Here is a 24,868-nt window from a genome sequence, read left to right as displayed (position 1 = left end):
TTCAGCCGGCCGTTAGAATGGCAGTTCCTCGTCGGCTAGTCCGTCGTTGTCGCCTTCAGCCGGCTTGCTTGCGCCGAATGCCGTGAGTGCCGACTTATTCAGCTTCTCGTCGTCGCCTTCGTTTAGAATCGCGAGCACGTCGTCAAGTTCACGGAAGTTTGCGAGCTCTTTGAAGTCGATGTCCATACCGATGAATTTCTGCGCCTCTTCAAGTGCAGCATCGTCCGCGTCTCCAGATTCCAGCGAGTAGGTCTTGTCGACCTGACGGATGTGAACCGCTTCGCCTACGATTGAATAGTCCGGATTCTTCGTCGCCTTCTTCATCGTTTTCTCGATTTTGTCGTAATCAGCGATGAGGTTATTGACGTGGAATTCGGCCGTGTCAATTACGCGGTAGGTTTTGTACTCGATGTCGTATACCGGTATAATCGCGAACATTTTACGACGAGCACCTGCGGCACATGACGGGCAAACTTGCTTGTTCGGCTTCATGTAGTCGAGGATATCGTCACCTACGACGCCTTCCGGACTATGCAAGCACGTATGTTTACGGAATGCGTGGTTGTAACCCTTTCCGTTGTACTCCTTATCTTCGTGGACGAAATAGAAGTACCATTGATCCGGGTCTGCGATTAATACGAATGTGCGACCGTCGGAGTTGACCTCGCCGTGTTTACCCATGCGAACATAACGTGTGACGCCTTCCGGAAATTCGTTACCTCCGCCGTTCTGTGCTGCTTCGCGAAGTTCCTCGCGTTTTTTAAGTGTATCTCTGATACCCATCAAATCTTCTCCCTTCGCCTTATTGGCGTGAATTTTCGAGCTTGCGCCCGCTAGCGATTACTAATGCGATAGAAGTCTAAGAGCTTACAACGGTTGCCCGCTTGGGTTTTGCCTACAGGCTCAGGGTCGCTCGTTTACTTCCGCTACTACCGACTTTCCTTTTTCGCATATTCACATTAGTAATCGCTAGCCGACGCAGAAACCGGAGTTTCCACGCCCGACTAATCCGTGGTGCACTTCGTCCCCACGATCGACCTTCGGAAGTAGCGACCAATTACGCGATTGGTGGACGCATCCACTTTTCGCAACCGGCGGGATAGCCCCGCTCGCAAAATACCGACTAGTAGCCGAAACTGCATCAGCGCTTGGCGGCCTGGACGGCTGTTTAACGCAGCGACAATTTTACTTAACGACTACCTCGATATTCTCCGAGCATGGCCCCGGAGGTTTTATTCTCCGAGCAGGGCGCCGGCTATTTACGCCAGCAGTCCTCGATCCATGCGACAAATACTCCGTAAAATGCGACGAGTGTGACAAGCGCCAGGATTAAGCCGAAGATGTCGCTCATTTGCTCGCCCTCCTGTCGGATTTAATCGCGATTGTATTGCCGTACCATGCGACGCAAGCTGCTTCGTACTCTTTCCGTCGCTTCCGGCGTTTCACTTCCGCCAAGCTCACTACGGCGCTCATCCGAGTCGCACCGCCTTGATCGGCTGAAACTCGGCTGGGCGAGCGTCGTAGATGCGGTTGGGGTCGTGGAGCTCGCGTAAAAGTTGGCGCTCCCATGCTGACGGTTTGTAATCGGATTTTGCGGGAATGCTATTATTAGAACGACGTTTCATCGTTAATTCCTCCTTGTGTGTCGAACGATTTTTCGATATAATTGCTTTCGCGGGGTGACAAGACATGTTATCTCCGCTTATAATCAAATTAGGCGTTAGTACCTTATGCCTATTGGTATTAGCGTTAAAGCGCAACTAAGTAGTCGCGGTAGTCGCCGTGTTGCTTAGAATCAAACTTGCCCGCCAGGCGTTTGAGTGTGCGAATAATTTGTTGGTGGTGCATTCCTAACTCCTTCGCGATTGCCGTCACGTTGGGTTTGGAGTGTGCGAGGAAAGCTTCAACGATTGCCGTCGTTGTTGCGTCCGCACCTTCGAGAAGGAAGTCGATCAGTTGCCGCTGGTCGGCTTCTTTCGTTTTGAACGGGTGTTGCTCGGTCGTGCCGTACAGCGCTTCGAGCTGGTTCGGATTGCCGTCGTCCCCTTCGTCGAGCCCCGTGATTTGTTGCGAGAAGATTTCGTGCTTATGTTTCGTGCGGCACTTTCGGTAGAGGTTCGCCCGCTCGAGTGTGACCGCTTTTTTATAGTAGTTCATGAAATCGCCGGTGCCGTCGTATCGCTCGACCGCCTTGACTAGCGTGTCGGTGTACAGCGCCTCGACGTCGTGTTCGTTGGATCGCAGCGACTGAGCTATCGTCCGCTTGTTCGTCCACCACCCGCTCACCGCCGTGAAGATTTCCGTGAATGTTGCGTCGGATTTCGTTGCTTGATACGAGATTACCAAGCTATTAAGTTTGTCGTTTTTCATTTCGTTTACCGCCTCCTGTTTTATAATAGTCAGCCGCCGGATGTTTCGCACAAAACTTTTTGTATTTTTTGAAAGAACGTGAATTCACGTTATTCTTTCGCTGGAAAAGCTTGTATCGGTTGGCTTGTTCTTATAGTAACACGTAAAATTCGCCAATTAAGGAAATCACCGTATGTGGATCGGCGTTCCACTTACCGACTAAGTTTTGTCAGATATGTATTAATTTGGACGCAAAAAAAGGAAGCCGTTAAGGCCTCCCAATTCGATGCGGTATTCGATTACTTTCCGCCTCCGCCAGTTCCTGGGTCAATTTTAGCTGCTTGGATTTGGTCGAAGTCGCTGTTTTCTTTTGCTGCCGCTCCTCCTGCAATTACTACTGCTAGTACTGCTGCTACGATTAGTGATTTGATTGTTAGTTTTTTCAATGTGATCTCTCCCTTAGATTAGTAGATTCACCAACCCGCTTGCCTCAGGAAAGCTTTCCAACGCTTCCAACGGTAACTTCGCATAAAATCTGTTCCCTTTGTTCAAAAGGAGTTTTAGCGACTCCAATAGAAGGAAAGGATTCTCGTCAGCCATTCCAGCATAGTACTTCGTGAAAGGCGAATTTTGTTTTAGCTTAGTTATGACGTTTTTGGCTTGTTCAGTTTTCCCGTTTGCGATAAGGTAGTGAGCCTCTGAAGGAGTGCCCGTGATTTCGCTGACATCCGTTATCATGTTCGCCCTTACTTTTACGATGCTCATTTCGCTTCTTTCAAGAGCCACCGCATTCTCTTCGTCCCCCGCCGCTCTGTATGTTTGTACGGCTTTCTCGAGATATTCAAGGCACATTTCCGGTTGTTGGAAAAAGTAGGACATCCCTATTCTATAATAGTGCCTTGCCTCATAGCTCGCACCGAAAAAGTAAAAGTTTTTTACGATTTCTTCAGAGTGGGATCTCGCGGACTCCCAATCGCAGTGATTAAATAGTGAGGAAGTTGATAACATCTCGTTGATCCTCACTTGATAAATTTCAATAAGTTTCCCTTTTTTTACTTCTTTTAGTAGGATGCTTGCCCTTTCTAAGTGCATGGACATTGTGCCGACTTCGTTGATATCATTGTAATAGTAGACTTTTAACATTTCTTTGAGGAACTTAGCCTCTGGAACCGTTTCGTGTAAATCTTCAACTTTAGACAAAAAGCTTTCCTCGACCTTAAGCGTAGACTGGAATTCATGAAGGAGATCGTACGCGTCCAGAATACAAAGATTCTTCTTGCTGCAATCGCTACGCATTTCATTCACGTACATTTTCAGCGTATCAAGTTTTCGGTTGGCTGAGAGGAATTCCAGGATTAATTTCATGTTTTCCGGACGACGGTGATTTACTGACCAGGATGTAGCCACTTCTATGTAGTTATCTGGATTGATGAATTTTGCGAAGAGGACTGAGGCCGTGAAGTTTGTTTCTGTTCCTTTCAATAGTACGTCTGAGACTGCGTTGCTTGAAAGACCTACTTTCTTTCCGAGCTCCTTGAGGGTATACTTGGCCGGTAGAGTATCTAATCCGTTATTGATTTCCTTAACCACTGCTTCAAACATAATTACGATCAACCCCTTGATTTATTTTCATCCGTTGAGTATATTATAAAACAAGACGTGTACTTTTGTAAACATTAAATTGGAAAATTAGGACTATTGGAGGTAAAAAATAACATGGCTATTTCATTCGAACCACTCCACCGCACGCTACACGATAAGGGGATCACGCTAAACTCAATGCGCGACACGGTTTTAAACTCTCGCACTATTGCGAAAATTTATCGGAACGAGTCGGTACGTCTGCAAACAATCGATGACATTTGCGTTCACCTAAACGTTCCGATCGAGAAAGTGGTTGCGATATTAACAAAATAAACACATAAACTCTTGCGTTCACACTACGTTATTAGGTAACATGTACTAGCGAGGAGGTGGTCGGCCTGTTTACGGTCGGACGCTGCCGAATCCCGCTTCTGCTCAAAAAGCGCCGCATGTTACAACGCGAACTCGCGGAACTAACCGGATTAACATCACAGTACATAAGCGACAAGTGTAATAACCGAGGCACCATGCGCATCGATCACGCCATGACCATCGCGCATGTGCTCGGCTGTACTATTGAGGAGCTTTACGAGTGGAAGAGATCGAGCACGCACAAAAACGGAAGGTAAAAGCGCCCCCAAGCGCCTTACTTTCCTAGTCGCAAGAACGTGAATTCACGTACCTTTGTCGACAACTCGACCGCCTTCCTCAGCGTCTCCGCCCCGTGCTTCACTAGCGCCTCGTTGGCGTCCTTGACTTCCCCGTCCAGTCGGACGTGTTCTATCGCCACTCTGCCTATTAGCGACGATTCAATCGCTTGCCGTAACTTTTCGCCTGCCTTGTCGTTGTCCGTTGCGATCAGCAGCCGTTCGAGTCCCGACCGCAGCACCACGTCACGCTTGGCGTCACTCCACTCGGCCCCTCCGCTTGCCATTGCGTCAAAGCCTGCCTCGCGCCAACTCATGGCGTCGATTTCCGCCTCGGCCAACACCGCTTGCCTTACCCGCCTACTTACGATTATATCCGATCCCCATAGCAAATTTCTGATAGGGTCGCCGCCCTTGACGTACCAAAACGACTTGCCTCGCTTGCTGCGATACTTGACGTTTGCCAGCGTCCCGTTCGCCCGTCGCCACGGCAGTTCGACCGCGTTAGGCAGCTCACGCACGCCATAGTACGCTTGAGTCTCGGCGCTAATGCCACGCCCTAGCAAGTAGTCGCTCGCCTGTGCGGCGCCTTGTAGGGTCGTCTCGGGCAACGGCAGCCTTAAGCGCTTAGCCGGAAGTCGCAACGGGTTTAACCGCAGGCCGTCGCCCGTATCAGGCACGCCGTACAAGTCGAGCAAGTGATCCTCCGTTTCCTCCGTCGTTTCATTGCGAAGGAATGCGAGTAGCTTAACGAGCCCTCCCGACGCCCACTCCGCGTCATATGCGCCTGAGTCAGCCCACGTGCCTGCCGGATAATCGCCGTAGGGCTCAAGCCGAACGAAGAAGCTTGGGCTGCGATCGTAGCGAAAAGGCGATGCGGCGAGAAGTTTGTCGGCTTGCCAACGCGCTTGCCCCCACTCGAATTCGCGCAGTTCCGCCTCGACGTCAATTTCCACGTTTTGGTTTCTTATCTGAATAGTCGGCATTATTTCGCCTCCTTTACGGAATTATTACACGTTTGTTACGCTAATGTTGTCGTTTGCTGTCGAACCATTAATTTCCACTATCGCGAACAGTTGCCGATTTGGCGACGAAATTGCCGTTTCTCGCCCGATTTCTCGCGTTTTCAGCCGTTCGATTAGGATATTAATACGTGGCGGGGTACGGTCGCCAGCCGCCCCTGCGTAAGTGCTCGACCGACCAGGCGCGCACCTGCCAGTTGTTGTCGTCGATTGAATGCACCGAACACTCGGGCGTACCTTCCTGCGTTTTGAGCCGGCCGATTAAGCCGTTGGGTGCGATGAGTAGGTCGCCATGTTGGAATTTCTTCATCCGTTGCCACCTTCGATAAATCTTCGCAAATCATTAAACGCCTCTCTGTCTCGCTTGTTCAACGGCTCATCGTTGCGCAGTTTCCGAGAGGCCACGTCGATGTTCCGTCGTTTCTTCTTCGGCTGCGATTTCTTGAAGTCCGCCATTAGCTTGAGCGCGAGTTTCATGTCGCCCCGAATTTCCACGTTACCGCCTCCTTAAAAGTCGAATTGACTCGCCGCAACCTCTCCGGTCGGCGCTTCGTTTACAATTCCGTAGTTTGGAAGGTAGATCACTTCCACCTGCGTACCCTCACCGCCGTTCCGTCCCTTGCCCAGTTCAATCATTCCGCGCCCATCCAGTGAATCAATGCCGAATACGTTGGCGCTATCCTCGAGGATCGCCTTCGTCTTTTTGATTTCCGCCCGCTTAGGCGCCCTCAACTCGCGGTTACCATCCTCGTCCGTGTCGTCCCGAACCTCTTCCGCTTGGGTGATGACGTGAATCGTGGCGCCTGTGTAGCCGGCAATACGGCGAATCTTCTTGCTCGTATTCGCTACGTCGCCGCCCGCCACCTTTGACGTGTTCGCTTCGTAGTCCATCAGGTAAATGGGATCGATAACCACGACGTCAGCCTTTGTCGCAATAATGTCCGCCTCAAGCTGGGCGATATCGCGGCGCATGAAGTCATCGTCGTCGGCCGCCCTGAGCGTGATGTTGCCTGCGAGTAGTTCCGGCAGTAGAGTTACGAATTGCTCCAACCCTCGCTCAAAGCCTTCGTCAAGCGTTCCCATAAGAAGCGCCCTATTTTCGAAACCAACTTCGTAATCGACGTTCTCTATCCGCTTAACCTCGGCACTAAACCTAGCTGAAATGCTAGAATAAGCACGCGCCATCCATTCGAACCGCGACATTTCCATCGACCACACCAGCACGTTCGCGCCTTGGGCTGCCGCCTCAATCGCCTCCTCCATAGTGAAAACGGACTTACCTCGGCCGGATCGTCCGTACCATGCGTACATGTTGCCGCTCATGTAGCCGCCGATTTCCTTCGTGACGGTGGGAAATTTCGACGCCCATAGCTTGAACGATTCGCCGGATTTGCGTTTGCGATATTCGTCCAGGAACGATGTGGCGTCGACTTTAATGTCCGTGCCAATCTTACTACGAACGCTTGTTCTCATTTTAATGGATTGCGCCTCGGAAATCAAGTCGTCGATCAATTTATTTCCGTCTTTTTCCTCCGAGAACATGTTCCCGAACTTTCCGTTGATGAACGACATCAAATGTTGCTTCGCTGCATGCGCCTTTAGTTGTTTCGCCGAATACTCGAAGCTCGCCTCGGCATTTGCGATATATTCAAAGTCCGGCACCTCGACGAGCACCGTATCGTAGCTTGGCGCCTCACCCCGGTTGGCTTCCGCATAGTCGCGGATAAACCGGAGGGCTTGGCGTTCGGCGTCCGTCGGCATGTCGGCTTGCGTGATGTTGTGCGCCTTGATGGCCGTGACGTTGCCCGTGTCGATGACTTTCGAAAGAAATAGTTGGCCGTAGATCATTCGCGTTCCTCCTTCATACGTTATCTTTTTCGATATAAATCCCTTCGTCATAACCGTAGTCTTCGCTACTGGCTCGAACGACAATTTCCTGCGAATTGTTAAATACGATACGCAAACGCTTCTTATCGAGCACTTCGATAAATTCAACGTTTCTCATTTTGCGATTACTTACCCCGTCAATTCTTCGCATCATCGCAAATCCTCCCCGCTCAGCTCCGCCAACTCCCGATCAATCTCCGCCACCTTCGCGCCATACTCTCCGTCTTTGTCCCCGAAAAACACCGCCAGCTCCTTCGCATCATTCCGCGCGTCTAGCAACTCGTCAATCCTTGCCGCCCGTTCCTTCCGTGCCTGCTTGCGTCGTTCCGCCTCTTGTCCGCTGAGTTCCCTTGCCGTCGGTTTGCGTGGTTCTTTCGCCTTCATAGTTTCGTCTCCTCCTCCGTTAATGTCTAAAAACCCCATTCCAAACGCTGTCCAGTCGCTAGTTGGCACGATCGGCGCCGGATTAGCCCGCAACCACTCGTCGGCCTGGCTTGCGTCTGCCACAAACGTCACATCTTCCGCCGCTGCTTCGAACCATTCGTCGTTGCCGCAATCGAACGCTTCGTAAATAATTTCCGTGTAAGCTACGTCAATGCCGTGATACTCCTCGCGTCGCCATGCGTCGACCTGGAAGATTCGCGTTCCGTAACCGTCGATGCGAATGAGGTCGCCGAGGGCAGGTCGTTGGTTGCCGTGGTTCATCGAAAAACCTCCTTCGCTGCTTCTCGTATTAGGATGACGTTGTAAATTAGTGAATTGCGGAGTAAGTCAATACGCTGAACTGTTTCGCTGATTCCCGTGCCCATTTCATAAGACATTCGCAATACTGCCCGTCTTTCTAGCGAATTAAGCATCAGCGTCAACCCCTTCGTAAATGTTTCCGACCACCTCTACCGTTCCGTTTCGGATGTAGTCAGCAACCGGATGATGTTCGTTTAGGCGGAAGCATCCATCAGCGAAATATACTTGCGTAGTACCGGAGACGGATACAAGCCCGTCGAATACATCGAAGTATAGGAAGTCGCCTTCGTAAATCTCCCGCCCGTTCTTATCGTTCAGTCCGACGAACTCTTGGAAAATATAGCGCTCCTGTGCCGAATCTAATAATTCGCTCATGAACGCGAGGTTAATGTGTTCCTCAACGTAAGCCTTGTCGTACATCTTATTTTCGACCGTACACCAGTATCGGAATTTTAATTTTCTCATCAGCGTCTCCCCCTTTTCGATGTTCCTTCGAAGTGAATTTCCGCGCATTGATCCTTCATGCGGTCGAACAGTCGAGCGTCAAAAACTTGCGCCATTTCCTTCAGCGGTAAGTTGCTCGTGGACACCGTGGGCAGGCCGTTCGCCGTGCGATGGTTGATGACGCTGTGTAAATCGCCTCTGAAGGCTTCCGTCGCCGACCTGACGCCTATATCGTCAAGCACCGCAAATGGCGCTAATTTCGCCTGCTGGAGCCGCCTGTAGTATTCGCGGCTTGCCGGTTCCGCGATGTCGGGCGGAATGTTGCTTCGGTTGAATTCGTTGAATAGCGATTGCCATTCGTTGACGTCGAGCATCACTGCCGGTCGCTGAAGCGCTTGCCTATCGCGTTTCAAACTGCCGAGATAATTGGCGATGATGTATTCGTTTAATACCGCAGTAGCTGTCGTGGTCTTACCGGTTCCGGGCGATTCCGACCAGAAATAAAACGACTTGATCCTTTCCGCGTTCTCTTCGAATTGCCGTTCGAACGTTGCCGCGTATTTCTCAAGCGTTGTATACACCTTCGCTTGCCCTTCGCGTGCCGGCGAATTTGCCAGCGTGAGCAGTCGGTAGTCGGCCGGGGTGTTGGCGTTGGCGATTCGGCCGCCCTTTCCGCTGTGTCCGTGCATGGCGATGTAGCTCGGGCAATTCCGATTGCATGCGGCTGAGTTGGCGAGCTTACATCGGGTGGATAGTACGCAGTTGGATGCGTGTGCGTTTTCGCTCATTGGCGTTCCTCCTTTCCAGTGTTTTTGCTTAAATCTGTGCAGGTGCATGGACAGGTTCGTCGCACATTGGACAGTTTTTTGCTAACCAGTAACTATTAGAAAAACTCCAACTTTCACACATGCTTATGTCTTCTTTAGTTAAGGGAAAGAATGACCCATCGACTATGCCTGTAATGTCGTACTGAACATTATCAATTACAGTTACTATGTGGCCTTTGTCTGTATCAATGAGTGGCGTAGCCTGCGGATATAACGTCTTTAAAATTTTATAAAATTGATAGCAACCTCCGTTCATATAAATTGTTTTGATATAGTCGTCACTTTTTCTTAGTATTGAAATAAATTCGTTTGGTTTCATTTAATATTCCCTCCTACATATTTCATCCGTAAATTTTGTTATTCCTCGATTCCATACCCCAATTTGGTTAAAATCCCGTAATACTTTTCATTTAAGCGTAGTAGTCGCTCAACCTCAGCGATTAATGCCGGCACGTCTTCGCGAGCGTGTGCGATGAATTTAATGTCAACATCCTTCGCATTAATAAATGGATGCCCTTTTTCACTAACATCTGCCATCGCCACCATAAAGTTTCCGTTAGATATTCCGTAATCCTCTGCATCATAATCCCAATCGCCCATTGTCGCTGCTTCCGCTCGTTTTTGAATAGCTTCTAAGTCGAGATTGCTTTCGTTCATCCGTTTCCACCTCCGTATAATTTCCTCCGACTACAACCAATCCTCGTCAACCTCTTCCGCCTGGTTCTGCGCCGCTGCATCCGCCCGCATCACCTCGAGCTGCACCGTCTGAAAGTTTCGTTTCATATACGCCACCATGAATCCGAAGTTGATGCCCGGATAATCTCGCGTCGGCCGATACTCCGCCAGGCACACGTCGATGAACCGTTTCGTAAACTCCGCTCCGTACTTACCGCGCTTCTTCGCAGTGCCTAGCCAGTTACCGAGCTGCCCGCGTTCTGCCGCCCATGTGCCGAACGGCTGATAGTCGACGCCAAACCTGCGCTTGTGTTCGTCGCCCAAGTAGGCGAGCATGTCTCGGACGTTCCAGTTGGCGACTGGCTTATCGTGGTATGTTTTCGCTGGCATTAGTCGTCCTCCTTTCGCTTTTCGAGCATGTCTTTGATCATTCCGCAGACCGCCTCATACACTTCCCTGTCCGCTTCGATTTTCCGCGCCCTATTCTCCGCGTAAAAATCTTTCAAATCCTCCATCGTTTCGATACGGCGATCATCTACGCAATCCTCGACGATCTTCCGAATACCGGGCAGTTGTTGCCGGAAGAGTTCCGCACGAAGCTCATCGGAAAACTTGTCGGCTTTCTCTAGTTCCGCGATGAGGCGGGCTTGTTGCGTGCGGAGTCGTTCAACCTCCGCCTGTTTTTGAGCGACTAGCTCAATTAAGGCCGGTACGTCTTGGCGGGCATGAGCGATGAAAACTGCGTTGTGTTCCGCATATGCTTCAGCGATTTCCGCTCCGTCCTCAATATCGGGCGAGATATGATACCGGTCGATTTCCGTATAATACCACGGCCCTTCCGTCGCAGCTTCCGCCCGTTTCTTGATTGCATTTAAGTCGATTGTCATTCCGTTTCCTCCTTTACTTTCCAGCCGTTTAATTTCGCGTACTTATACTTTCGGGAATATCTGTACTTCCACTCGTCCCATTGCTTACTGACTCCGAGGGTTGCGAAAGGGTCTTGACGCTTCTTTTTCGCTAACACTTCTGCTACCCACGCCGGAACTTCCGGCTTATACGAATCATCCATTCCGTTTCCTCCTCGTCGTTTCTAAGCGCCCTAGCGCCGTGTGTGAGCGTTCGTTGTGTCGCCGTGACCGAATACCCTACCGCCTTGCTTCCGCCTGCCCTGCGCCTTGTATAAGCGCCTTAGCAACGCGTAAACCTCGTACAAACTCCGGGTCGGAGCGACCATGCTCCGTGGCGATGCGTGCGGTGATGACGGCTAGGGCGGTCGTGAGGGTGGCGTTGCAGCATCCGTTTTTCATATCAGATCGCCTCCGTTCAGTATCTTTACATCCGGATGAGCGCACCGGATAAGCTCGTTAGTGTACCAGCTCGTGATGCGTTCGTCGCCGGTGTTGGCGAGATCGGCATGGCGGGTGTGATTAATGATTACGTTGTAGCGAGTTCCGCCAAAGTGCCTACCGATTGTTTGCGTACATAATCCGATGAAGTCGATGCGAGTGTCAGGCGTTGTTAGCGTTTGTTGGCGCTTTATCGTGTTGCTCTCAGTTACGACGATAATGTACGTCTTAGGCATGCGATCGGATTGTCGTACATGCTCCGAAAATTTTTTCCTCAGTAATTTCATTTCGTCCGAATTGTCCTTCTCTAGTAACCATTCGTATTCCTCGTAATCTCGCATTAAGCTTCCTCCTTTAATTCGTCTATTGTACGTGGATTTTCGTGACACTGATACACGTAATCGCGATACTCCTCGACTGACATTGCGTTTGCCGACGCAAGCCAAGCGATGAGACTGTCGAAACGGTCTTGCGATAATTCAAAGCGTTGCCTATTCGCCTCGAACCATTCGAAAATGTTGCGGTCGTGTTTGCTGATGTTTAGGCCTAGTCTTAGCGGGTACATATTGCCGTAGGTGGTTCCTCCGTGTCCAGTTGCTAGTGGGATCGCGTGGTCCCATGAACGGCTAGTTGATTCACCAGTAAGGGCACACGCGTTGTTAAATGTTGCTAATACTTCGTTTTGCTGTTCGTGATTAAAGTCGTCCGGTAGTGCGTTTTTACGGGCTCGTCTGCGGTTGTAGTGTAGTCTTACCTTGTCCGGGTTTTCTTTGTGGTATCTACGTCTAATTTCTTTATTCTCCTCGTAGTATTTCCTAGAATACTCTAACAGCCTTTCTCGGTTTTCCTTGTAGTGTCTACGTCTCTTCTCTAACTGCCTTTCATGGTTTTTCTTGTAGTATTTACGCTTCTGTTTTAATAGCTTTTCTCGGTTTTCCTCGTAGTAACTACGGCTCTGATTTACCAGCCTTTCTCGGTTGTCCTCGTAGTATTTACGGTCATAATCCAACCGCCTTTCTCGATTGTCCTCGTAGTATTTTTTCTGGCAGTCCCGACATCTCGATGTCAGATCGCCTAGCTTACCTCTATCCTGAAAGAAAGCGAAGGTTTCTTTCAGTTCCATACACACCGTACAAACTTTCGCAACCAATTCGCCTTTACGATCCGCAAAGTACGTAACTCTCTTCGCCTTATTCGGATTTTTCGAAACTTCCTCCGTACACCCTTGCGCCAATAATTCCTCTCGTAAGCTCACGTTCACCCCTCCCATGGCTCTTTTTTGCGTGTATATTCGTCCAGGATGTATCGGCAGTATGGTTCGTAGTTCCGCTCGTCAGATAAAAGAAAATTTGCGATTTTTCCTCCTGCGTATTCATACGGCATTAACGAATTCCTACCCTCGTTGGAGACAAAATTCGATGTGTTGAGAAATCGGTGTTTAGGAAAGTTTAACTCCTTAATGTCTGCGATAACTTCATCAGGCAATTGTATTTTTCGCATATACCTTATCTCCTTTTGCAAATAGTTTTTGATAATATCCCCGGCGATTTTATGAGCCGGAATGTATTTATTCTCTTTAACAAGTTCTTTTTATATAGTTCTTTTTCATTTACGCTGACGGAGATTATAATCTACGCTGACGTAGAGTTAATATCTTCATCCGTAAGTTTGGCTCCCATTTCCTTCCCGAGCAGGCTCGCCACTTTAACCGGATTCTTCTCGCGCGCCCCATACGTTCGAATCATTGTCGCAAGCTTTCGCCGTATGTCGCTTTCTCTGTCGCGGAATCTTTCGCGGTCTAACGGATCATTTACGATGTAGTAAATCTTATCCTTACCGCGACCAACCGGCTTCCTTTCGATATTGACCAGCCCACTTGCTTCCAGTATTTCGTCGAGTAACGGCAGCGTCGAGTATGACAACTGAAACTTTTCCGTCACACTGTTACGTCCCTTCCACGACTTCCCTTCCTCGCGTCCGCCTTGTTCGTTGTTGCGGAACCTCAGCAGATACATATAGTACATCGTAGCTTTGTCGCCAATGTACGGATGATATAAGTCGAAGATTTCGTGAAAGACGATGCTGAATCCGGTTCGTGTTTCGCCGGTTCGAATATAAGCGTTAGACATCCAATTCCTCCTCCGTAAGTAAAATATCTTGTGGCGTATATTTGCGCCCTTACTAGATAATAGTCATCCGGATTGTATTTCGCACAAAATTAATTGTGCTTCTAACGGATAATATGCCGGCCGCACCTTTTTCGCACAAAAAAAAACGCCAGCCCCTCGAAAGGAACTAGCGTCATCATCACAGTCTTGCTCGCCCACTACGTTTCAGCAGGCGCCTAACTGGCGAAAATTTATTATGTTGGCTTCGTACGTGCTCATCGTCCATTTGTACGTATTTTCGCGTAGTCTTAATGTCGGCATGATCGAGGATTTGCTGAAGCGTAAATATGTCCCCGCCATTCAGCACGTAATTCCTCGCGAAAGTGTGCCGGAACATGTGTGGGCTGAGGCGCGGAATGTCCAGGCGCCTTTTCAAGCGATTGAGCCTTCGACGGAACGTGTCTGCGGAAAAGTCCTCGCCATATGCCGTCATAAATAAGTATTGCACGTCGCTGCCGAAATACTGGCGCGTCTCCTCGATAAGCAACTTCAAGCGCTTGGCAACCTCGCGACTTAACGGAATGTCACGCCGTTTCCTATTCTTCGCGATTTGAGACGACACGTAAACGCTGAGTCGTTTGAAATCGATCTGTTCGACCTGTAGATTGACCGCTTCATTTATACGCATGCCGGTGTCGAGCAAAAGCAGCACCAACGTTTTATCTCGCCATTCCGCGAACTGCTTCTCGTCGTAACTATTCAGCACCTTATCGACCTCTTCGTCGGTCAGGCCGGGCACCTCTTCGAGCTCATCATCGCGCATCATTTTAATACCAACCATCGGATTGTAATCGAGCATGCCTTCGCCGTGCCAAAAGATACACATCGTTTTCATCGTCCTCAGCCGCGTGTTGATCGTATTGACCGACAGACCCTTCACGTCCTTCACACGCGTCTCGTCTCCGTCATATGCCCGCCTTTCCTTTCGCAAGTAATTCACATATTCGCGAATCCTTTCCGGCGTGATTTCGCTGATTAAAAACTCGTCATTTTCCATGAACCGCGAAAAGTATTCGGCATGTTGCCGGTAGTCGAGCACGGTGCGAGGCCGGATGCCCTCCGCCTCTTTTGCCGATATGAAAATTTCGAGCGCTTCCTTGATCGTATACTCCTCCGCGACTGCACGTCGGACATTGGAAGTCCGTCGGTCCTTGGTCGAGGGCGTGTCGCCCCTTTTCGCAATAAATCGTCTAGCCATTTCCGCAAATCCTCCTTGACGGTCGGCCGATATGTCTCACGCTGACGTAATCGGAGTTCCTACGGACACGACAAAAAGCGCCATGCCAACGTTACTGCCACCGATTGATTCATCGGGCTATTAACGTTGACACAGCGCTATTTAGAACGAGTACGTCCCAGGAGAGATTCGAACTCCCGACCGACGCCTTAGAAGGGCGTTGCTCTATCCAGCTGAGCTACTGGGACATGTGCATTATGTAAGTGTCCGTGTTTCTTGAGGACATTTATTATTATATTCGTATATCAAAGGAAAGTCAACGGTTTTTCGAAAAAACTTCCGAGATCTTCATTTGGAGTAAAAAGGAGCCTGCATGGCAGGCCCTCCCTTTACATGTCGAATTCGATTTCCTCGACGAGCTCGTGTTTTTCCGTCAGGAATTTCACGTGGATCTTGTGCTTAGTTGATTCGATGAGGGCGTACGTTTTCTCGTGCCTTCCCCTTGGCAGGAGGATGCTGCCTGGATTCAGGAATAGGATCCCGTCCATCAGCTCCGCCCCCAATTCATGGGAATGACCGAAGAAGACCATATCGGCTCCCAGTTCTTCCGCTTTGTACTTCAGTTTCATCAATGACATCTTAATTCCGTATAAATGCCCATGGGTCACGAGGATCCGCCTGCCGTCCCCTTCTTCAAGATGCGTCTCGGGGAACCGTTGATCCATGTCGCAGTTTCCGCGGACCACTTTGAAGTGGTCCAGGACTTCGTCATCCGCGCGCAGTTCGGAATCCCCGCAGTGGATCATGACGTCCATCTTTCCCGCATACATCCTGGACAGGTCGGCCAGTTCTTCCTTGGACCCGTGGCTGTCGCTTACAACTAAAATGTTCATCTACTCACCCTTTACACGAAGTCGGATAGTCTCTCTCTCAATTGATCCAGTGCGTGTCCGCGATGGCTGATGCTCCGCTTTTCATCCGGCGTGAGCTCTGCCATGGCCTTTCCGAGTGACGGGACGAAGAAGATCGGATCATAACCGAACCCATTGCTTCCCCGTTTCTCTTCAAGGATGACACCTTCACACGTTCCGTTTACGGTCTCCGTCTTCCGGCCAGGTCCTGCGATGGCCAGTACACAATGGAAGCGGGCCGTCCGGTTTGCTTCCTCCACTCCTTCGAGTTCGGCAAGGACCTTTTCCATATTCGCTTCATCGCTTTTCGCTTCCCCGGCGTAGCGTGCGGAATAAACGCCCGGACGACCGTCCAGTGCGTCGATGCTCAATCCCGAATCATCGGATATGACGAGGCAGTCGAGCTCTTTTGCCACTGTCTCGGCTTTCAGGATCGCATTCTCTTCGAATGTGACACCAGTCTCTTCCACGTCTTCAATATGTGGTAAATCTAGTAATGTTTGTACCTCATAACCATATGGCTTAAACATGAGTTCGAATTCTTTCGCTTTTCCCCTGTTCTTGGTTGCGATGATAACGTTCTTTGCCATAGTTTTCTCCATCCCTTACTGTATTCTGTCTGCGAGTTCACCCAGTACGTCCTTTTGAATGTCGAATAGTTCACGGATCCCGGTCTGGCCGAGTTCAAGGAGTTCCTGAAGCTGATTCATCGTGAATGTCGCTTCCTCCCCGGTCCCCTGCAGCTCGACGAATTCTCCTTCGCCCGTCATGATGATATTCATATCCACCATGGCCTGGCTGTCTTCTACATAATTCAAATCGAGCACTGCCCCATGCTCTTCCACGATCCCGACGCTGGTAGCGGCGAGGAAGCTCTTGAGCGGGAAGCTGCTGATTTTGTTCTGATCCTGAAGTTTTCCGAGGGCAAGGGCCATGGCGACGAATGCCCCCGTGATGGAAGCGGTCCTTGTCCCGCCGTCCGCCTGGATGACATCACAGTCGATCCAGATCGTGCGTTCCCCGAGTGCTTCCAGGTCCACGACGGCACGCAGGGCCCGTCCGATCAGACGCTGGATCTCCATCGTGCGCCCGGAAATCTTCCCTTTGGATGATTCCCTGATATTCCTCGTGTCGGTCGCGCGCGGAAGCATGGAGTATTCGGCAGTGATCCAGCCCTTTCCGCTGTTTCGCATGAACGGCGGTACGCGGTCCTCGATGCTGGCGTTGCAAATGACCTTCGTCTCTCCTACCGTGATCAGCACCGAACCTTCCGGATGCTTGATATAACCCGTCTCGATTTCAACCGGCCTAAGCTCCATCTTCTGTCTTCCATCGTATCTCATTGAAGTCCCTCCTGTTTATTGCTTTCTCCCGTTGAACGGGAAGATATGTACTGCTGTTTTTCAAAAAAAGAGAAGAGGCGGCTAATGCCCACCTCTACATGTTAGCTTCTTCTATAGTATATCAAAAATGCACGGTCAGAAACCAATCGCATTGACATTTTCCGGACGGGTCACCGGTTCTGTCACGGCTTCTCCATCCTTCGCAACGGACGCCGCTTCCCCGTTCACTTCAACGGATACCCCTTTGATGTCCTTTTGTTCCGTCAATGAGAGGACGAGGGCGTTCAGCATATGCTCGGAAACGAGTTTTTCCTCCACGCTGCCGTAGACGCCTTCATTGAAGTTCAACGTCACATTCCCATCCTTGATCTTCGGATCATCAAGTAGTTCCGCCCCTGTGAAATCACTGACGAGGGAGGATGCATATCCCGGTCCTTCGATAAGCTCATTCACCACGGCCTTCACATTATCGGTTTCATTCGAACTCACCCGCTTCGTGACCGGTACATAATACGTTTCCTTGTCGGTCTGGGACACATAATACACCGTCAATGGCTTCGTGCTTGTCGGATCGGCAATCCCGCTCGTATCGACATTGATACCGGTTTTCCGGGTCAGACCGTCTTCACTGATCGGCGTTCCGCCAACCGGCATTTCCGTCAGCGGATAGCCGTTCACACGGAGTTCCACTTTTTCCACGGAATCAAACTGGGTAAGCGTCCAGGTGATGGACTCGAGGATCCGCTGCTCATCTTCAGGCTGATATTCCTTGAACTCAGGGGAGAAATCGGCTACCGCCACTCCGTCCTTGATGTCGACCGATACCTGGGTATCAGCGGGGATCACGGCCCTGAATCCGTTCGGCAGCACTTCCTGCACCGGGCCGTTCACGACCAGATGTTCAAGGGCCTGTTTGGCCACACTTTCTTTGCCTGGCAGCGGGATCGACTGGGAGACGACGTACCCGTTTTTGTCGATGAGATAAAGCTCCGTCATGACGCTGTTTTCAGTCGCTTCTTCTTTTTTGGCAGAGGTTTCCTTGCCTTCATCCTTTTTGGCTGTATCTACTTTCTCACCTTCTTTTAAATACGAGGTATCCTGAGGGGGATCGATCTTTTCCTTCTTATCCCCAAAGCTGAACAACCCACACCCCGACAGATACACAGAAGATGCTAATACCGTTACTGCAATGGACACTTTCGCTTTTTTCGCCATCGGTAAACCTCCTAGAAAGACAGTTTGTACTACTATGTATACGAGCCCTTCGGGAAAATAGACCGAAAGTTTCTTAAAAACTTCCCCTCTTGTCAAAAGCCATAAAAAAACCACCCGCATTACTCAATGCGGATGGTTTCGGCCAGGATCTCCCCGTCGAGCCAGTCGGAGGCGATCCCGGAGAAGATCGTAGAGGAGCCCGTCGTGAAGAAACGGTGCTCAGGGGGATGGACCCCTCTATATAGTAGATTGTAGTAGTCCAGGATCGTGCTCACTTCACTCGCCGTCTCGTCCCCTGAGCTGATGACGCTCACAGAAGGACCCATGAATGCCTGGATCTTCGGCTGCAGAAGCGGATAATGGGTGCAACCCAGGATCAGGGTATCAAGATCGAGCCCCTTCAATCCTTCAAGGGTTTCACTGATGATGCGATCGGCCACGTCGCTTCCGTATTCCCCACTTTCCACGAGAGGGACGAACTTCGGACAGGCGAGGGACGATACCTCAAGGCCCCCGTGAAGGGAGTGCAGGGCATCGGGGTAGGCCTTGCTGTTCACGGTCCCGATCGTCCCGAGTACGCCGACCCGTTTATTGCGCGTTCGCTTGATCGCTGCCCGTGCTCCCGGATGGATGACCCCGATGACGGGGATATCCAGATGCGTCTGGATTTCATCCAGGGCGGCGGCAGTTGCCGTATTGCAGGCAATGATGAGCATTTTCATATCATACTGGAGCAGATACCGGGTCATGTCCCAGGTGAACTGCCTTACTTCTTCCACGGTCCTTGGACCATACGGGCATCTCGCTGTATCCCCTAGATAATAGATGGTTTCTTTCGGCAGCTGGCGCATGATTTCCTTGGCCACCGTCAGGCCACCTACGCCAGAGTCGATCACGCCTATAGGTTGAATCACGTTATTCCCTCATTCTGGTTTGATTTCTAGATGTAATTTCGAGAGGTTTTGCTGAAGCTGAAGCACTTCATCGTATGAGAAATCCGACAGCACGCTCTCTAAATAATTCTGCCTTTTATTGATCACTTCTTCAATGATCCTTTCGCCCTCTTTCAGCATATGGATCCTGACGACACGACGGTCCTTCTCATCCCTCACCCGTTCGACGAGCTGATTTTTTTCCATCCTGTCCACGAGGTCGGTCGTCGTGCTGCAGGCGAGATACATCCGGTTCGATAGATCCCCGATCGTCATATCACCGAATTCAAACAGCCACTGAAGGGCGATGAACTGAGGAGGTGTGATTGTATACTGACTGAGGATTTCACGCCCTTTTTGTTTAATGATGGACGAGATGTACCTTAGATCTTTCTCAATATCCGCTACCACTCCGGCCGCGGCCGCATCCTTCACATTTTCCATTCCAATTCCCCTTTATCGTTAACGTCTCGTATGTACATCCGATTTCAGCGTACACATCCTTATAAGCATTTTCACCTTTTTTTGCGAAAATTTCAAGGAGTAGCTTTTACGATGCCGGATGTCTTACCTGTGTCCATATGAAAAGAGACTGACTCCCCTCCAAACAATCCCACGAATCGTTTGCCGTCCGAATCAGTCTCTTATGGTTAAAGCTTTAGTTCCCCCATGCGAAGAAGCTCTACAACAGCTTGAGATCGCCCCTTCACTCCAAGCTTTTGCATGGCGTTGGAAATATGATTCCGAACTGTTTTTTCACTGATGAATAAATCACCGGCAATTTCCTTGGTGGTTTTGTCCTGTACCAACAGTTCGAATACTTCTTTCTCTCTTTTGGTGAGCAACGGTTTGTGTGTAAAATCATTGTCCTTCAATTATGGTAACCCTCCTTGCCTTCGCCAGCTTTAAACCGCGGGGATGGGTATTGTCGGTCGTCAAAATATCATATGTGAAGAGCTGGGTCAGAGTGACATGGAGGAACGACTCTCATAAAAAATAGGCAGCCGTTATGACATCGATCCTGAAGGGCTCTCATTGAACCTGTTCTTCATCTCATCCGTCCATGGAGCACCTTTCCCGGTCCTTTTTGATATTTGGACCATGGTTCCTCTTCCGACGAAGCAGATGTCATCCTTGGCGTTCACGCCCATATAGTGAAGGTCCACGGAGGAATTCCCGATCTCCCCTGCCTTCACATAGAGCCGCACATGCTCATCGAAATAGACCTGCCTCGCAAAATCACACTGAAGATCCGCCACGACGATCATTGTTTCATGATCGGGCTTCACCCAGTCCTGCATGAATCCGAGACTCTTGAAATAATCGATCCTTGCCTGTTCAAAGTAAACAAATGGAACGGTATTGTTCATATGGCCGAACATATCCACCTCTGAAAACCGCACCTTGACATCGATGAAAAATGAAAACCCTTCCTTCCACGTATTTACATCCTCAATATATGTAACGTTCTTCATTTTGGCTCCTCCATTCACGTATTTATCTGGCGCATTTCCCCAAAGGGGAAGCTTCCTTCAATCTGAAAGGTTAAAAAAAGCACTTTCCATCCGGAAAGTGCTTTTCAATGTTGTTTATGAATCCACCATGTGGTCGCTTCCGAAGAAGTTTTTGAACATCTGGAAGGTGGTCTCCCTGTTCAATGCTGCGATGGAGGTTGTCAAAGGGATCCCCTTCGGACAAGACTGCACGCAGTTTTGAGAGTTCCCACAGTTCGCAAGCCCTCCGTCGCCCATGATGGCTTCAAGACGCTCATCTTTGTTCATGGCACCCGTCGGATGCGCATTGAAGAGGCGTACTTGTGATAGCGGAGCAGGACCGATGAAGTCCGACTTGCTGTTTACATTCGGACAAGCCTCAAGGCAAACACCGCAGGTCATGCATTTAGAAAGCTCATACGCCCACTGACGCTTTTTCTCAGGCATACGCGGACCAGGCCCAAGATCATACGTACCATCGATTGGGATCCAGGCTTTCACTTTCTTCAGGCTGTCGAACATCCTGCTGCGGTCCACCTGCAGGTCGCGTACGACCGGGAAGGTGCGCATAGGCTCAAGACGGATCGGCTGCTCGAGCTGATCGATCAGGGCCGTACAGGATTGTCTCGGTTTTCCGTTGATGACCATGGAGCAGGCTCCACATACTTCCTCAAGGCAGTTCATATCCCAGTTGATCGGTGTCGTGCCTTCCCCTTTCGCATTAACCGGGTTACGACGGATTTCCATCAAAGCGGAGATCACGTTCATATTCGGGCGATAATCAAGGGCGAACTCTTCTTGATAAGGGGCGGCATCCGGGCCTTCCTGACGGGTGATGACAAAACGGATCTTTTTCTCAGCCATTAGTTAGAACCCCCTTTTTTCTTAGAGTAGTCACGTTTACGCGGTTTGATCAACGATGTATCCACTTCTTCGTAATGGAATTCCGGCGCATTGGCGGAAGCATTGAACTTCGCCATCGTCGTCTTGAGGAAGTCCTCGTCATTACGCTCAGGGAATTCAGGCTTGTAGTGGGCACCGCGGCTTTCATTCCGGTTCAAGGCACCGATGGTGATGACGCGGGCAAGCTGCAGCATGTTCCAAAGCTGACGCGTGAACATGGCACCCTGATTGCTCCACTTAGCCGTGTCATTGATGTTGATCTTTTTATAGCGCTCCATGAGCTCTACGATTTTCTTATCGGTTTCCACAAGCTTGTCATTATGACGAACGACCGTCACGTTATCCGTCATCCACTCACCAAGCTCTTTGTGGATCACATACGCATTCTCGGTTCCGTCCATGCTCATGATGTCGTTCCATTTCTCTTGCTCCTGCTTCACATGGCGCTCGAATACAGATGCAGGTACGGTTTCGACTGAGCTTTCAAGCCCCTCGATGTACTTGATCGCATTCGGGCCGGCCACCATACCGCCATAGATTGCGGAAAGCAGGGAGTTGGCTCCAAGTCGGTTCCCACCATGCTGGGAGTAATCACACTCACCGGCAGCGAACAGTCCAGGGATATTCGTCATCTGATCATAATCGACCCACAGGCCGCCCATTGAATAGTGGACCGCAGGGAAGATCTTCATCGGAACCTTGCGTGGATCATCACCCATGAACTTCTCATAGATTTCGATGATGCCGCCGAGCTTGATGTCGAGTTCCTTCGAATCCTTATGGGACAGATCAAGATACACCATGTTCTCTCCGTTGATGCCGAGCTTCTGATTCACGCACACGTCGAAGATTTCACGCGTCGCGATATCACGCGGTACAAGGTTTCCGTATGCCGGGTATTTCTCTTCAAGGAAGTACCAAGGCTTTCCGTCTTTGTATGTCCAGACGCGTCCGCCTTCCCCACGTGCCGATTCACTCATGAGGCGGAGTTTATCGTCCCCTGGAATCGCTGTCGGATGGATCTGGATGAACTCACCGTTCGCATAATACGCACCCTGCTGATACACAATGGAAGCAGCGGATCCTGTATTGATGACGGAGTTCGTTGATTTCCCGAAGATGATGCCGGGTCCTCCCGTTGCCATGATGACGGCATCGGCCGGGAATGACTGGATTTCCATTGTTTGAAGGTTCTGGGCGACGATCCCGCGTGCCTTGCCTTCATCATCGATGATGACACCAAGGAATTCCCATCCTTCATATTTATTCACGAGCCCTGCCACTTCATGGCGACGGACCTGCTCGTCCAATGCGTACAATAACTGCTGACCGGTTGTCGCACCGGCGAACGCAGTACGGTGATGCTGTGTTCCACCAAAGCGGCGGAAGTCAAGCAGGCCTTCCGGTGTACGGTTGAACATGACGCCCATCCGGTCCAAAAGGTGGATGATGCCTGGTGCTGCTTCTGTCATGGCCTTGACCGGCGGCTGATTCGCCAGGAAGTCTCCTCCATAGACCGTATCATCGAAATGTTCCCAAGGAGAGTCCCCTTCTCCTTTTGTATTGACCGCTCCGTTTATGCCACCCTGTGCGCAAACGGAGTGGGAGCGCTTAACTGGCACCAATGAAAATAGATCGACCGGTGCGCCTTTTTCTGCTGCTTTGATGGTGGCCATCAGACCGGCTAATCCACCACCGACTACGATGATTTTCCCTTTACTCATCGTCCTTCACTCCTTTTCCTACCAAACTTCAGAGCACTTGCATGATCTATTGAATGTGTTCCTTATACGATAAAAGCAAAGATGGCGCGCATACCCACGATGGAAAGCGCAAGGAAGATCCCGATCGTCACGTATGTAGCGATGCGCTGTGAACGCGGTGTGACCGTGATTCCCCAGCTGACGCAGAATGACCATAGGCCATTGGCGAAGTGGAAGATCGTAGACAGGACACCCAGCACGTAGAATGCGACCATGAATGGGTTGGAGAATATCTCCTCCATCATTTGGAAGTTCACTGTCGCGCCGAAGAATACAGCGACCCGTGTCTGCCAGACATGCCATGTGACGAAGATGAACGTGATGACGCCGGATACACGTTGAAGAAGGAACATCCAGTTACGGAAGAATCCGAATCTGCTGGCGTTATTCTTGGACGTGAACGCAATGTAGATTCCATAGATTGCATGGAAGTACAATGGAAGGAATATGATGAAGATCTCCAGGAAATAGCGGAAAGGTAGACTTTCCATGAAATGTGCTGCCTGGTTGAACGACTCTTCCCCGCCAGTGGCAAAATGGTTCACCACTAAATGTTGCGTTAAGAATAATCCAACCGGAATCACACCTAGTAATGAATGAAGCCTGCGAAAATTAAACTCTCGATTTCCAGCCATGATTTACCCCCCTTAATCATAAAATATGAATCTTCCAACTAATCTCCGCATAAAAATTAGATTTTTATTCATATTTTATATTGTAACAATTATGTGACACATCCATTTTACTCCCATGGAGTGACAGCGTCAAGAAAACGTATACATAAATTCGACAATATCGGAAAAATAATTTCGTCCGGAAATTGTCACAAAATCGTAAGAAAATTCAATCAAAACAGACAGGATTTATTATTGCGGCAAAATATCCCATGAACACTTTTTTTCGAGTATGGGATGATTAATTCCCCTCTCATGTATATAATAGTTTTATAGAAAGAGGGGATATATTTGGAACAGAAAAAAGAAGAAGTCGTAGAGTCCCAGTCCGTTCCCATCTTCGGATATGAACTGATACGCGATCTGCTGCTACCCGATATCCTCGGGAAACACACACCCGATATTCTGTACTGGGGCGGAAAACAGCTTGCCAGGAAATTCCCCCTGCCATCCAATGATGAACTGATATCTTTCTTCCGTGAAGCAGGATGGGGAGATCTCGCCATCATCGACCAGAAGAAGAACGAAATCACGTTCGAACTCAGCGGGGAATTCGTCAAGCGCCGCAATTCATTGAAATCGGATGCCTCCTTCAAATTGGAAACGGGCTTCCTTGCCGAATTTGTCCAAATGCAGAATAAATTCGTCACAGAAGCGACTGATGAACTACATAAGCGAAACCAGACCGTCAAGATCACAGCTGTCTGGGATGACAAAGACCGGGTCGAATGACCACAGAAGGCAGGCCCGCTCCCATGAGGAGC

The 24,868-nt window shown here is 50.0% G+C and carries 37 protein-coding genes and 1 tRNA gene; 3 read left to right on the top strand and 35 right to left on the bottom strand.

Annotated features, from left to right (window positions below):
• Positions 1 to 12: 12 nt before the first annotated feature.
• The 6 genes from ACNA6I_RS01265 to ACNA6I_RS01240 all read right to left on the bottom strand — a co-directional run bounded on the left by ACNA6I_RS01265 (position 13) and on the right by ACNA6I_RS01240 (position 3,951).
• Positions 13 to 681 carry a single-stranded DNA-binding protein gene (locus ACNA6I_RS01265; RefSeq protein WP_416312812.1) on the bottom strand — a complete coding sequence of 223 codons (669 nt, stop codon included), beginning with the start codon at positions 679 to 681 and terminating at the stop codon, positions 13 to 15.
• Between the two features lie 666 nt (positions 682 to 1,347).
• Complete coding sequence (locus tag ACNA6I_RS01260; RefSeq protein ID WP_416312811.1) at positions 1,348 to 1,473, bottom strand: hypothetical protein; 126 nt, start codon at positions 1,471 to 1,473, stop codon at positions 1,348 to 1,350.
• Entirely contained in the window at positions 1,470 to 1,625 is a 156-nt protein-coding gene (locus ACNA6I_RS01255; protein ID WP_416312810.1) for a hypothetical protein, read from the bottom strand. Before ACNA6I_RS01255 ends, ACNA6I_RS01260 begins: the two co-directional genes overlap by 4 nt.
• Positions 1,626 to 1,749: 124 nt before the next feature.
• A complete protein-coding gene (locus ACNA6I_RS01250; protein ID WP_416312809.1) occupies positions 1,750 to 2,370 on the bottom strand; it encodes a hypothetical protein in 621 nt (206 codons plus the stop codon).
• Positions 2,371 to 2,648: 278 nt separating this feature from the next.
• Positions 2,649 to 2,795: a hypothetical protein gene (locus ACNA6I_RS01245; RefSeq protein WP_416312808.1), complete on the bottom strand. Its 147-nt coding sequence runs from the start codon at positions 2,793 to 2,795 to the stop codon at positions 2,649 to 2,651.
• Positions 2,796 to 2,808: 13 nt separating this feature from the next.
• The gene (locus ACNA6I_RS01240) at positions 2,809 to 3,951 is read right to left on the bottom strand and encodes an AimR family lysis-lysogeny pheromone receptor (RefSeq protein ID WP_416312807.1); all 1,143 of its coding nucleotides are present in this window, start codon (positions 3,949 to 3,951) and stop codon (positions 2,809 to 2,811) included.
• 114 nt (positions 3,952 to 4,065) lie between these two features.
• Here ACNA6I_RS01240 and ACNA6I_RS01235 point away from each other — a divergent pair, with 114 nt between their 5' ends.
• On the top strand, positions 4,066 to 4,266 hold the full coding sequence (locus ACNA6I_RS01235) for a helix-turn-helix domain-containing protein (protein WP_135148487.1): 201 nt from the start codon (positions 4,066 to 4,068) through the stop codon (positions 4,264 to 4,266).
• 56 nt (positions 4,267 to 4,322) lie between these two features.
• The gene (locus ACNA6I_RS01230) at positions 4,323 to 4,562 is read left to right on the top strand and encodes a helix-turn-helix transcriptional regulator (RefSeq protein ID WP_416312806.1); all 240 of its coding nucleotides are present in this window, start codon (positions 4,323 to 4,325) and stop codon (positions 4,560 to 4,562) included.
• A 17-nt stretch (positions 4,563 to 4,579) separates the two neighbouring features.
• Here the strand turns inward: ACNA6I_RS01230 and ACNA6I_RS01225 are convergent, their stop codons facing one another.
• The 29 genes from ACNA6I_RS01225 to ACNA6I_RS01085 form a co-directional block, all read right to left on the bottom strand.
• Positions 4,580 to 5,566, bottom strand: a complete 987-nt coding sequence (locus ACNA6I_RS01225; protein ID WP_416312805.1) for a toprim domain-containing protein — start codon at positions 5,564 to 5,566, stop codon at positions 4,580 to 4,582.
• A 160-nt stretch (positions 5,567 to 5,726) separates the two neighbouring features.
• Complete coding sequence (locus ACNA6I_RS01220; RefSeq protein WP_416312804.1) at positions 5,727 to 5,912, bottom strand: hypothetical protein; 186 nt, start codon at positions 5,910 to 5,912, stop codon at positions 5,727 to 5,729.
• Positions 5,909 to 6,097 carry a hypothetical protein gene (locus ACNA6I_RS01215; protein WP_416312803.1) on the bottom strand — a complete coding sequence of 63 codons (189 nt, stop codon included), beginning with the start codon at positions 6,095 to 6,097 and terminating at the stop codon, positions 5,909 to 5,911. The genes ACNA6I_RS01220 and ACNA6I_RS01215 overlap by 4 nt, the downstream gene beginning before the upstream one ends.
• A gap of 12 nt (positions 6,098 to 6,109) precedes the next feature.
• On the bottom strand, positions 6,110 to 7,450 hold the full coding sequence (locus ACNA6I_RS01210; protein WP_416312802.1) for an AAA family ATPase: 1,341 nt from the start codon (positions 7,448 to 7,450) through the stop codon (positions 6,110 to 6,112).
• A gap of 13 nt (positions 7,451 to 7,463) precedes the next feature.
• Positions 7,464 to 7,643: a hypothetical protein gene (locus ACNA6I_RS01205; RefSeq protein ID WP_416312801.1), complete on the bottom strand. Its 180-nt coding sequence runs from the start codon at positions 7,641 to 7,643 to the stop codon at positions 7,464 to 7,466.
• Positions 7,640 to 8,194: a hypothetical protein gene (locus tag ACNA6I_RS01200; RefSeq protein WP_416312800.1), complete on the bottom strand. Its 555-nt coding sequence runs from the start codon at positions 8,192 to 8,194 to the stop codon at positions 7,640 to 7,642. The genes ACNA6I_RS01205 and ACNA6I_RS01200 overlap by 4 nt, the downstream gene beginning before the upstream one ends.
• A gap of 144 nt (positions 8,195 to 8,338) precedes the next feature.
• Positions 8,339 to 8,698: a YopX family protein gene (locus tag ACNA6I_RS01195; RefSeq protein WP_416312799.1), complete on the bottom strand. Its 360-nt coding sequence runs from the start codon at positions 8,696 to 8,698 to the stop codon at positions 8,339 to 8,341.
• Positions 8,698 to 9,465, bottom strand: a complete 768-nt coding sequence (locus ACNA6I_RS01190) for a DNA replication protein (RefSeq protein ID WP_416312798.1) — start codon at positions 9,463 to 9,465, stop codon at positions 8,698 to 8,700. Before ACNA6I_RS01190 ends, ACNA6I_RS01195 begins: the two co-directional genes overlap by 1 nt.
• 28 nt (positions 9,466 to 9,493) lie before the next feature.
• A complete protein-coding gene (locus tag ACNA6I_RS01185) occupies positions 9,494 to 9,823 on the bottom strand; it encodes a hypothetical protein (RefSeq protein WP_416312797.1) in 330 nt (109 codons plus the stop codon).
• A 38-nt stretch (positions 9,824 to 9,861) separates the two neighbouring features.
• Complete coding sequence (locus ACNA6I_RS01180; RefSeq protein WP_416312796.1) at positions 9,862 to 10,161, bottom strand: hypothetical protein; 300 nt, start codon at positions 10,159 to 10,161, stop codon at positions 9,862 to 9,864.
• A gap of 30 nt (positions 10,162 to 10,191) precedes the next feature.
• Positions 10,192 to 10,569, bottom strand: coding sequence for a hypothetical protein (locus ACNA6I_RS01175; RefSeq protein ID WP_416312795.1), 378 nt, complete (start codon positions 10,567 to 10,569; stop codon positions 10,192 to 10,194).
• A complete protein-coding gene (locus tag ACNA6I_RS01170; protein ID WP_416312794.1) occupies positions 10,569 to 11,066 on the bottom strand; it encodes a hypothetical protein in 498 nt (165 codons plus the stop codon). Before ACNA6I_RS01170 ends, ACNA6I_RS01175 begins: the two co-directional genes overlap by 1 nt.
• Positions 11,063 to 11,248: a hypothetical protein gene (locus ACNA6I_RS01165; RefSeq protein ID WP_416312793.1), complete on the bottom strand. Its 186-nt coding sequence runs from the start codon at positions 11,246 to 11,248 to the stop codon at positions 11,063 to 11,065. The genes ACNA6I_RS01170 and ACNA6I_RS01165 overlap by 4 nt, the downstream gene beginning before the upstream one ends.
• A gap of 234 nt (positions 11,249 to 11,482) precedes the next feature.
• The gene (locus tag ACNA6I_RS01160) at positions 11,483 to 11,866 is read right to left on the bottom strand and encodes a hypothetical protein (protein ID WP_416312792.1); all 384 of its coding nucleotides are present in this window, start codon (positions 11,864 to 11,866) and stop codon (positions 11,483 to 11,485) included.
• Positions 11,866 to 12,648, bottom strand: coding sequence for a hypothetical protein (locus ACNA6I_RS01155; RefSeq protein WP_416312791.1), 783 nt, complete (start codon positions 12,646 to 12,648; stop codon positions 11,866 to 11,868). Before ACNA6I_RS01155 ends, ACNA6I_RS01160 begins: the two co-directional genes overlap by 1 nt.
• A 508-nt stretch (positions 12,649 to 13,156) precedes the next feature.
• On the bottom strand, positions 13,157 to 13,654 hold the full coding sequence (locus ACNA6I_RS01150) for a hypothetical protein (protein ID WP_416312790.1): 498 nt from the start codon (positions 13,652 to 13,654) through the stop codon (positions 13,157 to 13,159).
• Between the two features lie 178 nt (positions 13,655 to 13,832).
• A complete protein-coding gene (locus ACNA6I_RS01145) occupies positions 13,833 to 14,891 on the bottom strand; it encodes a tyrosine-type recombinase/integrase (RefSeq protein WP_416312789.1) in 1,059 nt (352 codons plus the stop codon).
• 153 nt (positions 14,892 to 15,044) lie between these two features.
• A tRNA-Arg gene (locus tag ACNA6I_RS01140) sits at positions 15,045 to 15,118 on the bottom strand.
• Between the two features lie 141 nt (positions 15,119 to 15,259).
• Positions 15,260 to 15,763 carry a metallophosphoesterase gene (locus ACNA6I_RS01135; RefSeq protein WP_048006277.1) on the bottom strand — a complete coding sequence of 168 codons (504 nt, stop codon included), beginning with the start codon at positions 15,761 to 15,763 and terminating at the stop codon, positions 15,260 to 15,262.
• 11 nt (positions 15,764 to 15,774) lie between these two features.
• On the bottom strand, positions 15,775 to 16,371 hold the full coding sequence (locus tag ACNA6I_RS01130; RefSeq protein ID WP_048006278.1) for an XTP/dITP diphosphatase: 597 nt from the start codon (positions 16,369 to 16,371) through the stop codon (positions 15,775 to 15,777).
• Between the two features lie 15 nt (positions 16,372 to 16,386).
• Positions 16,387 to 17,124: a ribonuclease PH gene (gene rph, locus ACNA6I_RS01125; RefSeq protein ID WP_048006279.1), complete on the bottom strand. Its 738-nt coding sequence runs from the start codon at positions 17,122 to 17,124 to the stop codon at positions 16,387 to 16,389.
• 135 nt (positions 17,125 to 17,259) lie between these two features.
• Positions 17,260 to 18,339, bottom strand: coding sequence for a GerMN domain-containing protein (locus ACNA6I_RS01120; protein WP_048006280.1), 1,080 nt, complete (start codon positions 18,337 to 18,339; stop codon positions 17,260 to 17,262).
• A gap of 119 nt (positions 18,340 to 18,458) precedes the next feature.
• Positions 18,459 to 19,253 carry a glutamate racemase gene (gene racE, locus ACNA6I_RS01115; protein WP_048006281.1) on the bottom strand — a complete coding sequence of 265 codons (795 nt, stop codon included), beginning with the start codon at positions 19,251 to 19,253 and terminating at the stop codon, positions 18,459 to 18,461.
• A 9-nt stretch (positions 19,254 to 19,262) separates the two neighbouring features.
• Positions 19,263 to 19,715 carry a MarR family winged helix-turn-helix transcriptional regulator gene (locus ACNA6I_RS01110; protein WP_048006282.1) on the bottom strand — a complete coding sequence of 151 codons (453 nt, stop codon included), beginning with the start codon at positions 19,713 to 19,715 and terminating at the stop codon, positions 19,263 to 19,265.
• Between the two features lie 206 nt (positions 19,716 to 19,921).
• On the bottom strand, positions 19,922 to 20,146 hold the full coding sequence (locus ACNA6I_RS01105; protein ID WP_048006283.1) for a helix-turn-helix domain-containing protein: 225 nt from the start codon (positions 20,144 to 20,146) through the stop codon (positions 19,922 to 19,924).
• Between the two features lie 132 nt (positions 20,147 to 20,278).
• Positions 20,279 to 20,746, bottom strand: a complete 468-nt coding sequence (locus ACNA6I_RS01100; RefSeq protein WP_048006284.1) for an acyl-CoA thioesterase — start codon at positions 20,744 to 20,746, stop codon at positions 20,279 to 20,281.
• A 114-nt stretch (positions 20,747 to 20,860) separates the two neighbouring features.
• Positions 20,861 to 21,628, bottom strand: a complete 768-nt coding sequence (gene sdhB / locus ACNA6I_RS01095) for a succinate dehydrogenase iron-sulfur subunit (RefSeq protein ID WP_048012661.1) — start codon at positions 21,626 to 21,628, stop codon at positions 20,861 to 20,863.
• Positions 21,628 to 23,391 carry a succinate dehydrogenase flavoprotein subunit gene (gene sdhA, locus ACNA6I_RS01090; protein ID WP_063192032.1) on the bottom strand — a complete coding sequence of 588 codons (1,764 nt, stop codon included), beginning with the start codon at positions 23,389 to 23,391 and terminating at the stop codon, positions 21,628 to 21,630. Before sdhA ends, sdhB begins: the two co-directional genes overlap by 1 nt.
• A gap of 62 nt (positions 23,392 to 23,453) precedes the next feature.
• Complete coding sequence (locus ACNA6I_RS01085; protein WP_048006287.1) at positions 23,454 to 24,065, bottom strand: succinate dehydrogenase cytochrome b558 subunit; 612 nt, start codon at positions 24,063 to 24,065, stop codon at positions 23,454 to 23,456.
• A 330-nt stretch (positions 24,066 to 24,395) separates the two neighbouring features.
• On the opposite strand from ACNA6I_RS01085, the gene ACNA6I_RS01080 reads away from it, so the two are divergent.
• The gene (locus tag ACNA6I_RS01080) at positions 24,396 to 24,836 is read left to right on the top strand and encodes a YslB family protein (RefSeq protein ID WP_048006288.1); all 441 of its coding nucleotides are present in this window, start codon (positions 24,396 to 24,398) and stop codon (positions 24,834 to 24,836) included.
• Positions 24,837 to 24,868: the final 32 nt, after the last annotated feature.

Source organism: Rossellomorea sp. FS2, from assembly GCF_047915635.1.
In the GTDB taxonomy this organism is placed as follows: Bacteria; Bacillota; Bacilli; order Bacillales; family Bacillaceae_B; genus Rossellomorea; species Rossellomorea marisflavi_A.
Note: the sequence above shows the minus strand (reverse complement) of the source record. Positions and strands in the feature narration are given on the sequence as shown.

Coding starts and splice junctions, on each gene's coding strand:
- ACNA6I_RS01265 (WP_416312812.1), bottom strand. CDS start 681: ATGGGTAAACACGGCGAGGTCAACTCCGACGGTCGCACATTCGTATTA.
- ACNA6I_RS01260 (WP_416312811.1), bottom strand. CDS start 1,473: ATGAGCGCCGTAGTGAGCTTGGCGGAAGTGAAACGCCGGAAGCGACGG.
- ACNA6I_RS01255 (WP_416312810.1), bottom strand. CDS start 1,625: ATGAAACGTCGTTCTAATAATAGCATTCCCGCAAAATCCGATTACAAA.
- ACNA6I_RS01250 (WP_416312809.1), bottom strand. CDS start 2,370: ATGAAAAACGACAAACTTAATAGCTTGGTAATCTCGTATCAAGCAACG.
- ACNA6I_RS01240 (WP_416312807.1), bottom strand. CDS start 3,951: ATGTTTGAAGCAGTGGTTAAGGAAATCAATAACGGATTAGATACTCTA.
- ACNA6I_RS01235 (WP_135148487.1), top strand. CDS start 4,066: ATGGCTATTTCATTCGAACCACTCCACCGCACGCTACACGATAAGGGG.
- ACNA6I_RS01225 (WP_416312805.1), bottom strand. CDS start 5,566: ATGCCGACTATTCAGATAAGAAACCAAAACGTGGAAATTGACGTCGAG.
- ACNA6I_RS01220 (WP_416312804.1), bottom strand. CDS start 5,912: ATGAAGAAATTCCAACATGGCGACCTACTCATCGCACCCAACGGCTTA.
- ACNA6I_RS01210 (WP_416312802.1), bottom strand. CDS start 7,450: ATGATCTACGGCCAACTATTTCTTTCGAAAGTCATCGACACGGGCAAC.
- ACNA6I_RS01205 (WP_416312801.1), bottom strand. CDS start 7,643: ATGATGCGAAGAATTGACGGGGTAAGTAATCGCAAAATGAGAAACGTT.
- ACNA6I_RS01200 (WP_416312800.1), bottom strand. CDS start 8,194: ATGAACCACGGCAACCAACGACCTGCCCTCGGCGACCTCATTCGCATC.
- ACNA6I_RS01195 (WP_416312799.1), bottom strand. CDS start 8,698: ATGAGAAAATTAAAATTCCGATACTGGTGTACGGTCGAAAATAAGATG.
- ACNA6I_RS01190 (WP_416312798.1), bottom strand. CDS start 9,465: ATGAGCGAAAACGCACACGCATCCAACTGCGTACTATCCACCCGATGT.
- ACNA6I_RS01185 (WP_416312797.1), bottom strand. CDS start 9,823: ATGAAACCAAACGAATTTATTTCAATACTAAGAAAAAGTGACGACTAT.
- ACNA6I_RS01180 (WP_416312796.1), bottom strand. CDS start 10,161: ATGAACGAAAGCAATCTCGACTTAGAAGCTATTCAAAAACGAGCGGAA.
- ACNA6I_RS01175 (WP_416312795.1), bottom strand. CDS start 10,569: ATGCCAGCGAAAACATACCACGATAAGCCAGTCGCCAACTGGAACGTC.
- ACNA6I_RS01170 (WP_416312794.1), bottom strand. CDS start 11,066: ATGACAATCGACTTAAATGCAATCAAGAAACGGGCGGAAGCTGCGACG.
- ACNA6I_RS01165 (WP_416312793.1), bottom strand. CDS start 11,248: ATGGATGATTCGTATAAGCCGGAAGTTCCGGCGTGGGTAGCAGAAGTG.
- ACNA6I_RS01160 (WP_416312792.1), bottom strand. CDS start 11,866: ATGCGAGATTACGAGGAATACGAATGGTTACTAGAGAAGGACAATTCG.
- ACNA6I_RS01155 (WP_416312791.1), bottom strand. CDS start 12,648: ATGGAACTGAAAGAAACCTTCGCTTTCTTTCAGGATAGAGGTAAGCTA.
- ACNA6I_RS01150 (WP_416312790.1), bottom strand. CDS start 13,654: ATGTCTAACGCTTATATTCGAACCGGCGAAACACGAACCGGATTCAGC.
- ACNA6I_RS01145 (WP_416312789.1), bottom strand. CDS start 14,891: ATGGCTAGACGATTTATTGCGAAAAGGGGCGACACGCCCTCGACCAAG.
- ACNA6I_RS01135 (WP_048006277.1), bottom strand. CDS start 15,763: ATGAACATTTTAGTTGTAAGCGACAGCCACGGGTCCAAGGAAGAACTG.
- ACNA6I_RS01130 (WP_048006278.1), bottom strand. CDS start 16,371: ATGGCAAAGAACGTTATCATCGCAACCAAGAACAGGGGAAAAGCGAAA.
- rph (WP_048006279.1), bottom strand. CDS start 17,124: ATGAGATACGATGGAAGACAGAAGATGGAGCTTAGGCCGGTTGAAATC.
- ACNA6I_RS01120 (WP_048006280.1), bottom strand. CDS start 18,339: ATGGCGAAAAAAGCGAAAGTGTCCATTGCAGTAACGGTATTAGCATCT.
- ACNA6I_RS01110 (WP_048006282.1), bottom strand. CDS start 19,715: ATGGAAAATGTGAAGGATGCGGCCGCGGCCGGAGTGGTAGCGGATATT.
- ACNA6I_RS01100 (WP_048006284.1), bottom strand. CDS start 20,746: ATGAAGAACGTTACATATATTGAGGATGTAAATACGTGGAAGGAAGGG.
- sdhB (WP_048012661.1), bottom strand. CDS start 21,628: ATGGCTGAGAAAAAGATCCGTTTTGTCATCACCCGTCAGGAAGGCCCG.
- sdhA (WP_063192032.1), bottom strand. CDS start 23,391: ATGAGTAAAGGGAAAATCATCGTAGTCGGTGGTGGATTAGCCGGTCTG.
- ACNA6I_RS01085 (WP_048006287.1), bottom strand. CDS start 24,065: ATGGCTGGAAATCGAGAGTTTAATTTTCGCAGGCTTCATTCATTACTA.